Annotated in this window: 20 protein-coding genes; all 20 read left to right on the forward strand. The window is 28.8% G+C overall.

Features of this window, described 5'->3' with window-relative positions; all coding sequences use genetic code 11:
• The first annotated feature begins 83 nt into the window (after window positions 1-83).
• Window positions 84-3287, forward strand: coding sequence for a PHP domain-containing protein (locus EJJ37_RS07660; RefSeq protein ID WP_133015013.1), 3204 nt, complete (start codon window positions 84-86; stop codon window positions 3285-3287).
• 13 nt (window positions 3288-3300) lie between these two features.
• Window positions 3301-5520: an AAA family ATPase gene (locus EJJ37_RS07665; protein ID WP_133015014.1), complete on the forward strand. Its 2220-nt coding sequence runs from the start codon at window positions 3301-3303 to the stop codon at window positions 5518-5520.
• A gap of 66 nt (window positions 5521-5586) precedes the next feature.
• Window positions 5587-6249: a metallophosphoesterase family protein gene (locus EJJ37_RS07670; protein ID WP_243124849.1), complete on the forward strand. Its 663-nt coding sequence runs from the start codon at window positions 5587-5589 to the stop codon at window positions 6247-6249.
• Window positions 6250-6363: 114 nt separating this feature from the next.
• Window positions 6364-6666, forward strand: a complete 303-nt coding sequence (locus EJJ37_RS07675; protein ID WP_133015015.1) for an HU family DNA-binding protein — start codon at window positions 6364-6366, stop codon at window positions 6664-6666.
• A 28-nt stretch (window positions 6667-6694) separates the two neighbouring features.
• Window positions 6695-7273, forward strand: a complete 579-nt coding sequence (locus EJJ37_RS07680) for a hypothetical protein (protein WP_133015016.1) — start codon at window positions 6695-6697, stop codon at window positions 7271-7273.
• 11 nt (window positions 7274-7284) lie between these two features.
• Window positions 7285-7515 carry a hypothetical protein gene (locus tag EJJ37_RS07685; protein WP_133015017.1) on the forward strand — a complete coding sequence of 77 codons (231 nt, stop codon included), beginning with the start codon at window positions 7285-7287 and terminating at the stop codon, window positions 7513-7515.
• Between the two features lie 42 nt (window positions 7516-7557).
• Window positions 7558-7776 carry a hypothetical protein gene (locus EJJ37_RS07690; protein ID WP_133015018.1) on the forward strand — a complete coding sequence of 73 codons (219 nt, stop codon included), beginning with the start codon at window positions 7558-7560 and terminating at the stop codon, window positions 7774-7776.
• Window positions 7777-7854: 78 nt separating this feature from the next.
• The gene (nrdD, locus tag EJJ37_RS07695; RefSeq protein WP_133015019.1) at window positions 7855-9030 is read left to right on the forward strand and encodes an anaerobic ribonucleoside-triphosphate reductase; all 1176 of its coding nucleotides are present in this window, start codon (window positions 7855-7857) and stop codon (window positions 9028-9030) included.
• A gap of 249 nt (window positions 9031-9279) precedes the next feature.
• Complete coding sequence (gene nrdD, locus EJJ37_RS07700) at window positions 9280-10236, forward strand: anaerobic ribonucleoside-triphosphate reductase (RefSeq protein ID WP_133015020.1); 957 nt, start codon at window positions 9280-9282, stop codon at window positions 10234-10236.
• Entirely contained in the window at window positions 10236-10748 is a 513-nt protein-coding gene (gene nrdG / locus EJJ37_RS07705) for an anaerobic ribonucleoside-triphosphate reductase activating protein (protein WP_133015021.1), read from the forward strand. The genes nrdD (EJJ37_RS07700) and nrdG overlap by 1 nt, the downstream gene beginning before the upstream one ends.
• Window positions 10749-10762: 14 nt before the next feature.
• Window positions 10763-11260: an NUMOD1 domain-containing DNA-binding protein gene (locus tag EJJ37_RS20820; RefSeq protein WP_166484705.1), complete on the forward strand. Its 498-nt coding sequence runs from the start codon at window positions 10763-10765 to the stop codon at window positions 11258-11260.
• A 32-nt stretch (window positions 11261-11292) separates the two neighbouring features.
• Complete coding sequence (locus tag EJJ37_RS07715; protein ID WP_133015022.1) at window positions 11293-11736, forward strand: hypothetical protein; 444 nt, start codon at window positions 11293-11295, stop codon at window positions 11734-11736.
• A 21-nt stretch (window positions 11737-11757) separates the two neighbouring features.
• The gene (locus EJJ37_RS07720) at window positions 11758-12246 is read left to right on the forward strand and encodes a dCTP deaminase/dUTPase family protein (RefSeq protein ID WP_133015023.1); all 489 of its coding nucleotides are present in this window, start codon (window positions 11758-11760) and stop codon (window positions 12244-12246) included.
• Window position 12247: 1 nt separating this feature from the next.
• Complete coding sequence (locus EJJ37_RS21015; protein WP_275547932.1) at window positions 12248-12376, forward strand: hypothetical protein; 129 nt, start codon at window positions 12248-12250, stop codon at window positions 12374-12376.
• Between the two features lie 220 nt (window positions 12377-12596).
• Window positions 12597-13433, forward strand: coding sequence for an ATP-dependent DNA ligase (locus EJJ37_RS07725; RefSeq protein ID WP_133015024.1), 837 nt, complete (start codon window positions 12597-12599; stop codon window positions 13431-13433).
• Between the two features lie 135 nt (window positions 13434-13568).
• Window positions 13569-13877: a hypothetical protein gene (locus EJJ37_RS07730; RefSeq protein WP_166484706.1), complete on the forward strand. Its 309-nt coding sequence runs from the start codon at window positions 13569-13571 to the stop codon at window positions 13875-13877.
• 103 nt (window positions 13878-13980) lie between these two features.
• Window positions 13981-14277: a hypothetical protein gene (locus EJJ37_RS07735; RefSeq protein ID WP_133015026.1), complete on the forward strand. Its 297-nt coding sequence runs from the start codon at window positions 13981-13983 to the stop codon at window positions 14275-14277.
• A 23-nt stretch (window positions 14278-14300) separates the two neighbouring features.
• Entirely contained in the window at window positions 14301-14504 is a 204-nt protein-coding gene (locus EJJ37_RS07740) for a hypothetical protein (RefSeq protein WP_133015027.1), read from the forward strand.
• On the forward strand, window positions 14504-14644 hold the full coding sequence (locus EJJ37_RS20190; protein WP_166484707.1) for a hypothetical protein: 141 nt from the start codon (window positions 14504-14506) through the stop codon (window positions 14642-14644). The genes EJJ37_RS07740 and EJJ37_RS20190 overlap by 1 nt, the downstream gene beginning before the upstream one ends.
• 26 nt (window positions 14645-14670) lie before the next feature.
• Window positions 14671-14847, forward strand: a complete 177-nt coding sequence (locus EJJ37_RS20195) for a hypothetical protein (RefSeq protein WP_166484708.1) — start codon at window positions 14671-14673, stop codon at window positions 14845-14847.
• Window positions 14848-15001 lie beyond the last annotated feature (154 nt).

The following is a 15001-nucleotide window of genomic DNA, read 5'->3' on the forward strand; positions in this document are numbered from 1 at the left end:
ATAGATATAAATTAAGAAAATTGATTGACAAGATTTTTTATATATAAAATACTTGTCAATATTATGTAAGGGAGGAATTGATTATGGAGAATAACTATGTGAAACTTCATTTACACACAAGCTTATCAAATCTTTTTACAACAATGGATAGTATAACAAATTACAAACAATTTATAGATAGAGCTAAAGAATGTGGCATGAAGGCAATAGCATTTAGTGAACACGGAAATGTTTGTTCTTGGATAAATAAATATAATTATTGTAAAGAGAATGGCATAAAATATATACATGGAGTAGAAGCTTATATAACAGAGACATTAGATGAAAAGATCAGAGATAATAAACACTGTTGTTTATATGCTTTAAATTTAGACGGAGTATATGAAATAAATTATTTAATGAGCCACAAGGTCGCATGTAATAGAAAGGATAACCATTTTTACTATAATCCAAGAATAAGTCTAGATGAGTTGTTTAATATATCTGACAATATAGTTGTAACGAGTGCCTGTATAGGAGGTATACTTGGAAGTAGCAACGTTAATATGAAAAATAGATTCATAGAATGGTTAAAGAATAGAAAAGAGGGTTTAGCGTACTTAGAAATTCAACACCATGAAACAGAGTCTCAAAAGAGATATAATCTAGAAATGCTTAGATTATCTAAAGAAACCGGAATACCACTTATAGCGGGAACTGATACGCATAGCTTAGATAGTATAAGAGTTGACGGAACTAAGGTATTACAAACAAGCAAAAACATAAAATATAACGATGACGAAGAGTCTTTTGATTTAACATTTAAAACTTATGAGGAATTAATAAAATGTTATGAAAGACAAAATGTACTGCCTATCGATGAGGTTTTAGAAGCCATAGAAAACACAAATAAGGTTGCTGATATGGTAGAAGGGTTTGAACTTGATAAAAGCATTAAGTATCCTAAGATGTATGACAACTCTTTAGAGGTTTTAAAAGTTAAGATAAGAGAGGGGCTAAGATATAGAAGAAAATACATAAAAGATATTCCTAAAGATGTATTAAATGATAGAATAAACTCTGAGTTAAAAACAATAAAGCAAGTTGGAGCTGTAGACTTTATTTTATTAGAGGAATATGTTAAAAGAAATGCTAGAATAAATGGTATATATCCTGGATATTCTAGAGGATCTTGTAGTGGCAGCTTTATTTGTTATCTACTAGGAATAACTGAAATAAATAGTATTAAATTTGGAATGAACTTTTTTCGTTTTATAAATCCTAATAGAGTTAGCATGATGGACGTTGATTCGGATTGGTTTGATGAAGATAAAGAATGGGTTCAGCATTTTTTATTAGAAGACGAAAAATTTAACGCTTCTTATATTGTAACATATAATACAATAGCATTTAAGGGTGCAGCAAGGGATGTAGGAAGAGCATTTAAAGTTCCTAGTCATTTAGTAGACGAAATTTCTAATAGTGCGGATGATGAAGAAGCGTTGGCAAAATTAAGGATAGAACACGAAGATTTATTTAAATATATAGATATATTAAAAGGAACAGTTGTTTCATTCGGTTCTCACCCGGCGGGAATAATTGTGTCAGATAGAGATATAGCAAGGGAAATAGGAACGATCACTTTATCTACCAATGATTATCCAGTTAGTTGTTGTGATATGAAAGAGGTAGACTCTTGTAATTGGGTAAAATTAGATTGTTTAGGGTTGGCTAATATGGGCGTTATAAATAAGTGTTGTGAGATGGCAGGCATAGAGAGACTAACTCCTGATAATGTTGATTTAGAGGATGAAAATGTATGGATGAGCATCGCAAAAGATAATAGGAGTATATTTCAATGGGAGTCCAAAATGGCACAAGGGATATTAGAAAATATGTTTAGTGATGAAACTTTAAATAGGATTAAGTCTCATACGGACAACTTCTCATATTTAAAATGGTTTAGTTTTGGAAACGGATTATTAAGACCGTCATGTGCATCCTTCAGAGATGAGGCAAGTTTAGGAATTGCCTATGATAACGGACTAGAAGAAATAAACTCTTTTCTAAGTAGCACACTAGGACGACTTACATTCCAAGAACAAATAATGCGTTGGTGTGTTGAATTTTGTGGTTACAGCGAGGCAGAATCGGATTCAGTTAGAAGAGCAATAGCAAAGAAAAAAGGCACAGAACAGTTATTGCCTGAAATAGAACGTAGATTCATAGAGACTTGTAACAAAAAATATGGAACTCCTATATCAAAATTAAAAGAGGTTGTTAAACCATTTTTACAAGTTATAATAGATGCTTCTGAGTATGGATTCTCAGAAAACCATTCAGATCCATACTCAATGATAGGATATATATTAGGGTATTTAAGATATTATTATCCCGTAGAATATATTGCTAGTTCATTAAATGCTTTCTCTGATAACAAATATAAAGAAAAGAGAGCAGAAGTTACTCAAATGGCCAAAGATATGAATATAGTAATTAAGCCACCAAAGTTTAGATATTCAAAAGCAGAATATCTTGCTAATAAAGTTGATAAATCGATATACAAAGGTGTTGGTTCTATATCATATCTGAATTATACGGTTGCGGATGAATTGTATGAGCTAAGAAATAACAAATATGATTCTTTCGTAGATTTATTAAAAGATCTAGACAGTACATCTATTAATTCTAGGCAGCTGGACATACTTATAAGGCTTGATTTCTTTTCTAAATTTGGAAAATCTAAAAAATTAATAAAAATAGTTAAATTATATAACGAAATCGTTACGAAGAAACAGTTTAAAAAAGATAAATTACCATATGGAATATCTTCCGATATTTTTAGAAAGTATTCTGATAAAGAAACCGACAAAATGTTTAAGGATGTGAATGTCATAAAGTTAGTATCAGATATAACAAAACAAATCCCAGACAAAGATATTACATTGTCTGCAAAATTAAAAGCACAAAAAGATTATTTGGGATATATAGATTATGAAAATGAGGATCTAAAGAATTATGGTTATATATTAGAAATCAATGATAAGTATACGCCTAGAATCAAAGTTCACAGAATAGATACGGGGAATATTATAGAATACAAGATAAGCAGAAGAATTTACAAAGGGTTAAATGAAGATGATTTAATATACATATATGGGACAGAAGAGAAGATAGGAAGTAAAAAGGTTGGAGAAAAATTAGACACAAAAACAGGTAAAATGAAACCTATATTTGAAAAAGATCCTAACAAGATAGAGTTATGGATTTCGGAGTATGAATTAGTAAATACAAGATTATTAAAATAGGAGTTGATAATATATGAATGACGATAATGTATTTATATTTAAAGCGACAATAAAAAAATGTAGATATAATAGTGAGGAATTTAAAATTTATGTAGCAGATATAAATGAGACTAAATACAAAGATGTAAAACTAAATAGTGCTGGTCAATTAATATTAACAGGGAATATGCCTAATTTAATACCAGATATAGAATATGAGTTTACTGCTAAGAAAGAGTACAATACTAAATTTGGAGTACAATATAAAGTTATAAGTCTAAGGAGGGACTTAAATAATGATGAATTTTCTTCTAGAAAGTTCTTAAATGAAATATTAACTGAGAAGCAAACAAACACATTATTAGAGGTTTATCCTAATATAATAAAGATGATAATGAATGGTGAATATGTAGATTTGTCAAAGACAAAGGGCATAAAAGAAAAGACTTTTGAAGATATAAGAACAAAGATAATAGAAAACTATGTCCTTATATCATTGGTGGATAAATATGGTGGAACATTGTCTATGAGTATAATTAAAAAGTTATATGATAAATACAACGATGTTAGAACTATAGAAAAGAAATTAAATGAGAACCCATACAAAGCGTTATGCGATATTAGTAGAGTAGGTTTTAAAAGTGCAGACGCTATATTGCAAAAATTAGAATCAGATAAAAAAATATTATTTCATGAACCATTAGTAACTTCTGTAAGTAGAATGTATTCTTGTATAGAATATGTTTTGCAGCAAGAGGAGTTGAAGGGGAATAGTTGTATTGTATTAAAGAACTTAAGAAGTGAATGTGATAAATTAACACCAGAATGTATTCATCATTTTGTAGAATGTATAAAGAGTAATGATGATAAAGTATACGTGGATATGGAGAATAAGTTGGTTGGGCTTAGAAACACTCGAAATAAGGAATTATACATATATAACAAGCTTGATAAAATGCAACAAAATTATAAAATATGGAGTTGTGAATCAGAAGCATATAGGGGAGTTGGAGAATTTAGTTTAACTGATGAACAATTGCATACTATAGATATGATATGCAATAATGGAGTTGGGATTCTAACGGCGGCAGGAGGCTCAGGAAAATCAGCAAGTGTCCAAGCTTTGGTTGAGATGTGTGACGATAAAAAATTAACATATAAAATGATGACACCTACAGGAGCTTCTTCTAAAGTATTATCTCAATATAGTAAGAAGGAATGTAGTACAATTCATAGGGGGCTAGGTTTTGGAAAAGGAGAAAACGGTGGTTTTGAATTTAATGAAGAAAATAAAATATCAGGGGATTTAGTTATAATAGACGAATTCTCTATGTGTGATATAAATTTATTTTATAATTTATTAAAGGCGATAGATGAAGAAAAGACAAAGTTATTATTAGTATTTGATCCGTACCAATTACCAAGTGTAGGTGTAGGAAATTTAGCGCAGGACTTATTAACTTCAGGTAGAATACCTGTGAATAGGCTTACAAAGATATTCAGATATGGCGAAGGTGGTCTTATGAATATAGCAACTTCTATAAGAAATAGTCAACAATTCTTAGTGCCACCGTTAAGTAAATACACTAAGGTATTCGGAGATAATAAAGATTTTGTATATTTTGAAAAGCAAGAAAAGCAAATATTAGACGGAATTGTTTATGTGTACAAGAACTTGTTGTCAAAAGGATATAGTATAGATGATATAATGGTATTAACAGCTCAAAACAAAGGAAATTATGGAACAGTTGCATTCAATAAACTTATACAATCTTTAATACAAAAAGGAAAGGGAAATCATTTCATCATGAGAGGAGATACAAAATTCTTCTTAGATGATAAGGTTATTCAGGTTAAGAATAATTATAAGCCTAAGTTATCCGAGTTGAATAAGAGTTCAGAAACAGCTATATTTAATGGAAATACAGGTATAGTAACTAAGGTTTGCTATGATAAGATAGAGGTTACATTTGATGATAATCTTGTTATAGAATATGAAAAAGAAGATTTAGATCAATTAGAACTAGGTTACTGTATAACAATACATAAGAGCCAAGGTTCGGCAGCTAAACAAGTTATAGTTGTAGCACCTAGACAGCATGCTTTTAATTTAAATTCAAATCTTCTTTATGTAGGAGTAACTAGAAGCAAAGAAAGATGTTTTATGATTGGTAATATAACAACAATTAATAGTGCCATTAAAAAGAAAGAGAATTTATTAAGAAAAACATGGGCAAACGCGTTCTATAATTAAGTAGAAAAGCCAATAATTTATATAAAAGTCTAGTTTTATAAAAATTAAAATAATAGGAGTGATTAAATGAAATATGTAATGAGTGATATACATGGTTGTTACGATGAATTTATAAATATGTTAGAGTTAATTAACTTTAATGAAGGTGATGAACTTTATATATTGGGAGATATATTTGATAGAGGAGATAAACCAATACAGATATTGGATTATATAATATCTCATAAGAATATTCATCTAATAAAAGGGAATCATGAGAAATTCTTTGAAGAGTTTTACGAATCAGGTGATGCACAATTATGGTATTATAATGGTGGTAATACAACTCATGAAGGAATAGTACATCAACCTTATTATTATGCTGATACATTATATAAGTATATTAAGAAACTACCTTATATAAAAGTAGTGGATAAATTTATACTAACACACGCAGGAGTTTATTTTCCTAGTAACTACGAAGAGTTAATCATTGATGAATTTATAGAGTTACAAGAAGAAGAGTTTTGTTTATGGGATAGAAGTAATATAGGGAATGAGAAGAAGTTTAAAGATTATACAATTATAGTAGGTCATAGTCCTGTGCAATCAATAACTAATAATTGTGATGATGTTAAGCTATTGCATAGAAATGGAACTATTTATATTGATTGTGGATGTGTATTTAAGAGAGCAAATGGTAAATTAGCTTGTTTGTGCTTAGATACTATGGAAGAATTTTATATCTAATTTCAAGGCAGCTTAACGGCTGTCTTTTCTTTTTAAAATTTTTAAATATAAATTAATAAAATATGTTGACAAAAACAAGAAAGATATGGTAATATAATATCAGGAGGTGAGAGAATGACTGCAAATGAGTTATTTGAAATTATAGCAGAACATTTTGATTATAACAAGAAAGAAATAATAACAAATGTAAATGAATTATTATTTAGTATTCATGAAGATCCAAAGAAGTTTGAATATGAGTTAGACAAGGCAAAAGAAGATTATGCATTAGATGACGAACCAGTTTGTCCTTCTTGTGGTGAAAACCTAACTGTGATAAATGAATTGGATGAAGATAGAGGAGAATATCAAGGATTTCCAGCTAATGAACATATGGTGTTAATAGGATGTGAAGATTGTTCATACATATTAAATTAATAAAAAATTAATAAAATAAAGGGGTGGTTTGATACTAAGAAGACTGTCGTGGGTTTGTAGTTTATTATTCTTAACATCTACAAGTATAATTAACTATCCTACCCCAACCTTTGCAGCAAGGCAACTAATTGATGTCGATTTGTACGAATTTAAAAATTGTAGAAATATATTAAGCGACCGAGACTTAAAGTTAAAGGAGTTAGAAATTCAAAAACAGAGAGAATTGGAATTAGAACAAGAGAGATTAAGACAAGAAGAGTTAGAAAGACAAAGAATTGAAGAAGAAAAGAATAAAATTGAATGGATTGAATTTGAATTAACATTTTACACTTCGCTACCTTCTGAAAATGGAGGATACACAGTAACATGTTTAGGTGAAGAACTTCAGTACGGAATGGTAGCTAACAATGTTCTCGATTTAGGAACGGAAATATATTTAGATGGATGGGGTGCATTTACCAATTCAGATAGAGGAGGGAGTAATTTTAATACAATAAACAGATTAGATGTTCTAATTGAAAGAAACTACGGAGAAAGCGATAACGAATATTCAAAGAGAGTTAACAGCATGGGAAGAGTTAAAGTTATGGGGTATATAGTTAAATAAAGGAGGTAAATATGGATAACTACACAAGAATGTTAGAACTTATGGACAAAGAAGAGTGTAAGGAATTACTTAATTATATATTACAAGACACAGTAGAGCATATAGGACTTCGTGTAATTACAAATAAGAATACAAAATTTACAAAAAAAGATTTAGAAGAGATAGAATATTGTCAAAATGGTTACAGATTTATTAAAAATTTATTAAAAACTTATAAAGATGAAAGGAAACAAGTGTATTAGCAATGTTGCTAAAATTGATTGTATTGCAAAAGGGGTAAAATTATGGAAGATTTAATTAAACAAGATCAGTTAAAAGAAGATAGAAGAAGAGTCAATCAATTCACTGCAGAGAGAATGGCAAGACAAAACAAAGATAATCTGCAAGAGAGATTAAAAGATTTATTTGCAACGTATCTCGATAGCGATGAGTGTAGATTTATGAGATTTTCACAACTAGAGGATTTAAGGAAGTTTTATGTATACATAAAGGAAAATTTATAAAATAGCAATTTTATTAAACTGAACGATGTGAATCAGCCAGTCAAATATATAAATTAATATAATAAAGGAGTTGTTTGAATGATTAAAGTAATTAAAAGAGATGGAAGACTAAAAGAAATGGATTTTTCAAGAATAGAAAGGGCTATAGATAATGCTTTCATAGAAGTATATTCTGAAGGACAAGATTATACTAATAAAATCAATAAAGTATTAATGAACATTTCAGATACTATTTTAAGCCTAAATGAAAATGCAGTCGGAGTTGAGGAAATTCAAGATATAATAGTTGATGAACTTGCTGTTATTGATAAAGATGTTGCTAAAGCATATCAAAACTATAGAGCGGAAAGAACTTTTGAAAGAGAAAAAAGAAGTGTGGCAAATAAGGAAATTGATGATATTATAAATTCTACATCAGAAGAAACTACTTCAAATGGCAATGTTGATGGAAGCAAAATTCAATCTATAAGAGCATTAGTTGCAAATGTATTTACTAGAAACTATGCAAGATATAAATATATACCTAAAGATATACAAAAGAAACAAAGGAAAGAAATGTATATTCATGACGAACAATATTTTGGATTACCTTTTTACAATTGCTGTAATGCTGAATGGCAAGATATGTTTGCAACTGGATTTGATTTAGGCACTACAAGAATAGAAACTCCTAAATCTTTAGCAACAGCGGTAAATGTATTAACACAAGTTGCGAGCCATATAAGTTCTAATTCATTTGGTGGAACTACTTTTGGAAACTTAGGAAGTGGGTTATTGCCTTATGCAAAGATGAGTTTACAAAAACATAAAGATGTTGCGAATTTATTTGTATCACCTGAAAAAAGAGAGGAATATGCATGGAATAGATTAGAAAAGGAGATTGAAGATTCTATGCAATCCTTAGAATATGAAGTTCAGACTTTGGTTACCAGTCGAGGAGAAACGCCATTTTTGACATTAGGGTTAGATTGTGCTAAAGAAGAATATTCTGAAGAAGATAGAAAAATACATAATATGATAATAACAGCAATTCTAAATCAAAGATTGAAAGGATTAACTGGTGGAGTTACTCCTGTTTTCCCAAAATTAGTTTTTCAATTAAAAGATGGAGTAAATTTAAATCCAGGTGAAAAAGATTATGAATTATTTAAACTTGCTGTAAAAGTAAGTGCAAATCGTCAATATCCTGATTATATAATGAGTGATAGATTGACTGAAATAATTGGTGGAATAAAGTTCCCTATGGGTAAATAATACTGCTCATATAAAATCCCACTCAAATCGGTGAAACCTAAGTCGAAAGATATGGCAATACCGAGTCGAAGGACTATGGTGACATAGTAAAGATGTAGAGACTTCGCAGAAGGTTTTGTAGACCAATATGTGTAAGTTAGTATTAACTAGCTTAATGTGGGAGATATATCTTTAGAGTAACTACAAACAAACTCTTGTGAAAAAGGTATATCAAGGTATAGTCCATGCTTATAGAAATATAAGAACAACATGTGTAGATCATTCAAATATGATGGAAAATTCAATTGGGGAGTTGTATCAATTAACATCGTTAGATTAGCAATCATGGCAAAAGGAAATGAAGAGAAATTCTTTGAATTACTTCAAGAACAATTAGATGATTGTGAGAGATTATTCAATATAAGATACAACATATTAAAAAACGTAAAAGCAAAACAAGCGCCTATATTATATATGAGTGGAGCTATTGCTAGACTAAATTCAGAAGATACAATAGAGAGACTTTTATATAAAGATTGGAGTTCGATATCTATTGGATATGTGGGATTACATAATTGCCTAAAGGCTTTATACGGAGAAGGTCTTGAAAATCAAAATATGGACATAGTTAAAAAAGGTGCAAAGATAATGCAATATATGAGAGATTTCTGCGATAGAAAGAAAGAAGAAACAGGCCTTGGATTCTCTTTATATGGAACTCCAGCAGAGACATTAGCAACTAAATTCTGTGAAGAAGATGTAAAAGACTTTGGATTAATAGAAGGTGTTAATGACAATGGATATTACGAAAATTCATTCCACTATCCGTCTAATAGCTTAATCTCACCATTTGAGAAGTTAGATTTAGAAGATTCTTTATCAAGAATATCTTCTGGCGGATGCATCAACTTTATAGAACTTGGAGATATGAGAAATAATCTTGAAGCAATGGAAGATATAATTAGGTACGCTTATACTAAAGCACACTTCTTAGGAATATCTTCGATATCTGATAAATGTTTAAAATGTGGATATGATGGTGAAATATTTACAAAACAAAACAGCGATTTTGATTTCCAATGCCCAAACTGTAAGAATGAAGATCCTATGACATTAAGTATAATTCGAAAATTATGTGGTTATTGTGGAAGCATATTCGAAAGGCCTACAGTGAAAGGGAAGATGAAGGAGATTAAGAATAGAGTAAATCATAAGGGGTGTAATTAATGAATTATTCAAAGATTTGCTTTGATGATACGGTCAATGGAAATGGATTTAGAACCTCGCTTTTTGTAAGTGGGTGTTCTAAACACCCTAAATGTGAGGGGTGTTGGAATAAGGATTTATGGTCGCATTCTTACGGTAAAAAATATACAAATGAGACGGAAATACAAATATTAAATAGCTTATCTAAGCCTTGGGTGAAGGGATTATCTATATTAGGTGGAGAACCAACAGATAATTTAGAAGATGGATGTCTTATAAGATTAGTTAAAAGATGCAAAGAATTATATCCAAACAAAACTATCTATTGTTGGTCAGGTTATACATTTGAAGAGTTGATAAAAGACGATTTATGTTTAGAATTTTTACAATATATAGATATGCTGCGAGATGGTGAATATATAGATTCATTAAAAGATATAACTCAATATCTATCAGGCTCAAGCAATCAACGATATCTTGATGTAAAACAATCATTAAAAGAGGGTAAGTATATTAAATATAAATTTATGTAAATTAACAAATTGAGGTGATTAGTATAGAGATAAAAGGATTCGAAGGAAGATATGAGATATTCCAGGATTGTACAATAATTAGTTTACTTACAAATAAACCTATATGCCAATGGAAAGATAATGTTGGCTACCTGCAGGTCAAATTAAAGAAGAATGGTAAAAATTATTATAAAAGAGTCCATAGATTAGTAGCTGAACATTTTATAGAAAATCCAAATAATTTACCACAAGTAAATCATATAGATGGTGATAAGACCAATAATAATATCAATAATTTAGAATGGACTAATAATAAGGCAAATACTAAACATGGGTATGATAATAACCTATATCATTCTAAGCATAGATGTATAGGAATAAAAGTATTTGATAAATATGGGAATTACCTAAATACATATAAATCAATTAGAGAAGCTGCAGATCAATTAAACATAAATAGAAAAACATTAAGCAGAATTTTATTTGATAGTAAAGTAAATAATTATAATTATTTATTCGAAGCAATATTATAATAAAAATTAATATATAAAAGGAGAGATTATTAATGATTAAATTTTTTACAATATTATTTTTAGTATATTACATATTTAGAGTATTTAACCCAAGCTTTATGGTAGGAACATTTAATAAATTAAATGAGGATTTTAAAAATTTTAACAATGCAAAAAATGATGAAGAAAGAGAAGAAATAGCAATAAATAGAATTGCTGCTATATTAGGTAGGTTAGTTTTACTATGTATCACTATAATTCCATTAACTATAGCAGAGATTATATACATATTTTCGGCGGTACAATACGGAAGCAAAATAATAACTATAGCATTTATAATATGGTATTTCTTATTATTAGTCTTAGATATTATAATAAGTAAAACAAAAGAAGATAAATTTGAAAAAGTTAAGAGATTTAGTTTTAAAAGATTATTTATAAATGCAATTAACGTAGTTTATTTTGGCTATATGTATTATGTATTATTTTTAGTATAAGAGATAAGGAGAGATTGAATTATGAAATTAAGAGGATTTGAATTTATTACAATGGAACAAGCAAGAAAGGATTTTGGGGAAGACCTATCAATTGCAAAGCCTAAATTAGCGAAAAGAGGAACTAAATTGGCGGCTGGATATGATATCTATGCACCATATAACATTATATTAGCTCCGGGTGAAGAAATTAATGTTCCTACAGGATTAAAAGCATATATGCAACCAGGAGAAGTATTAATGGCATTCCCTAGAAGTGGATTAGGGTTTAAATACTACTGTAGACTTGCCAATACAGTTGGAGTTATAGATGGAGATTATTATAACAATTCTAATAATGAAGGTCACATGTTTGTCAAATTAAGAAATGAAGGAACAAAAGAAATGGTTATTAAACAAGGTGATGGAATGTGTCAAATGATTTTTATGCCCTTCCTTTTAGTAGATGGTGATAGTTTTGATAATGGCGAAGAAAGAAAAGGTGGATTTGGATCTACAACAGGGGTGAAATAATATGAAGACATTAATAATTCTTATAATAGCATTGATATTCTCTATATTCATGGCAGTAGATAAAGATGGAGTAAAAATAAATAATAAAACAATTCAGCTTATCCTAAAAGAGTGGTATATTGCTTTATAGCATTAATACTATTTGCATCAATAATCTCCTGGTTTACCATACTACCAATATTAGGACTACTATCATTACTATAATACATAAACACTTAGGTTAATCCTGGGTGTTTTTCTTTTCTAAAAATTAAAATATAAATTAACAAAATATGTTGACAGAATGAAAATACCAATATATAATAATATACATAAGGTACAAGTTGCCAAATAAATTAAGAGGTGATTGAATGGAAAAAGTATTAGAAATTATCGATCGATTAAGATCAACTACAAAGACAAATGAGAAATTAGCAATATTAAAAAATAATCAAGATAATGAATTGCTAAAAGAAATTCTATATTATACATATAGTGATAAGAATTATGGTTTTAGCGAAAAGCTGCTAAGACAAGCTATGGAATCATATGAAACTAAATTTATTCTAACTTGGAAAAACTACAAAGATATGTTAGATGAATTATCCTCTAGCAACATCAACGATAAACTAAGAGAAGAAACATATGAATTCCTTTCTTTATATGGTGAAGAAGAACGTGATTTATATATTAATATAATATCAAATGATTTAAAGATAGGAATGAATGTAAAATCAATAAATAAAGCTATTTCTGGATTAATACCTATATTTGGTGTTCAGCTAGCAGAATCTTTCTTTAAACAAAAAGAAGGTTTCTTGGATGGAAAAGAATTTATTCTATCTACTAAACTTGATGGGAATAGACTTGTGGCTATTAAAAACAAAGATAAGGTTGAATTTAAAACTAGACAAGGTAAAGTAATGGAGGGATTAATTGAATTAGAAGAAGAATTTAAAGATATCCCAAATGGAATTGTTTTAGATGGTGAATTAATTCTTAAAAACGATAAGAACTTACCTTCAGATGAATTGTTTAGAGAAACTATGAAAGTTGCTAGGAAGAAAGGAGAGAAGAGAAATTTAGAATTCCATGTGTTCGATTGTATTGAATTAGATGGATTTAACAAGGGTTATGATCCTACTCCTTGTATAGAAAGAAAACAAAAGGTTTCTAATTTAATTAAAAATAAAAAGTGGTTAATTTAGGTTCCTGCTTTATATATAGGGAAAGATACCAATATGATAACTAAATTATTAGATGAAGCTATTTCGAATAATCAGGAAGGCATAATGATTAATATAGCAAACTCAGGATATAGTTGCAAGAGAAACAAAGACATTTTGAAAGTTAAAAGGATGACAAGTTATGATTTACGTATAGTTGGATTCGAAGAAGGTTCTGGCAACTTCAAATCAATGTTAGGAGCTGCCTTAGTTGACCTTAGGGGAGAGAATATAGTTGGTGTAGGTTCAGGGTGGACTATAGAAGATAGGCAAGAGATATGGAGGAATCAAGATAAATATTTAGGTAGAATTTTAGAGGTTCAGTTCTTCGAAGAAAGTGTTGATTCAAAAACTGGATTGCCAAGCCTACGTTTTCCGGTTGCCAAATGCATCAGAGAAGAAGGAAAAGAAGTTTCTTACAACTAATGATATAAATTAATAAAGTTAATTGACAAAATAAAGGACAAGTTATATAATAGCTATACAAACATAATATGTAAAATTAATAGATTAAAAGGAGAGTTTAAAAATGGTTAAGATGGTGGGGATTAAAAATTTAGAATTGGGATCACTAGTAAATAAAATTATAGAAGAAAAAGTTGAATTAGCAAAAGAAAATAAACAATTAAGACAAATAGCCAAAGATTTAAGTATAAGAATTCAACAATATGAAGAGTTTTATGGAACATTAGAAAACAATATTGGCGAACTGAACATTGCTGAAAGTGGTTATAGTGAAGATGATATTGTTGATTATAAAGCATGGGAATCACAGCATGACGATTTTGATGCAGCAGCAAAAGCTTATGCAGAATATTATAATTAATACATAAATAGAAGGTGTAAAAAATGAATATGTACGAAATTGAATGTGAATTAAAAGTTCATCACTTATATAGTGTAGCAGCTAATAGTCTAGAAGAAGCTAAACAATATCTTGAAAAGGAAAGATATATACATGATATTGATAATAATGTAAGGATATTGGACAAAGTGTTCCTAGGAAGTGTTAGCAATGAAGTAGTTAATTCTAATATAAGGTGGGAAGATTGATGGTTAAGTTAATAGCTTTGATATTATTAATAACAATATTTTTAATTATGTTTATTACTGCTATATGTTGTTTAGTTATGGCAAGTCACACAGATGATTTTTGGCTAGGCGAGAAACAATATGAGAATGATATAAATTAATATAAAAATAAAACGAGGTGATTATAATGATAAAACAAACTAAAGTAAGAACATTTTCTGCTGAGTCTATTACAAAATTAGAAAATAAATTAAATGAATTCTGTAAAGATAAAGAGATTAAAACTATACAATATCAAATAGATAATAATTTATGTCTATATAAACATATAGCTATGGTTGTATATGAAATCATAACACATTAAAATTGAAGTTTTATAAAAATTAATAAAAAAGAAATATAGTGTAGGAAACTAAACCGTATTTATAGTAATTTAAATAATACTTTCATAGAGAAAAATAACGAAGAGTACAGAATAAATAGTTGTAATAAAAGTAGTTAAGATAGTAAACACTATG

It is taken from the genome of Clostridium cuniculi (genome assembly GCF_004353185.1).
Taxonomy (GTDB): domain Bacteria; phylum Bacillota; class Clostridia; order Clostridiales; family Clostridiaceae; genus Clostridium; species Clostridium cuniculi.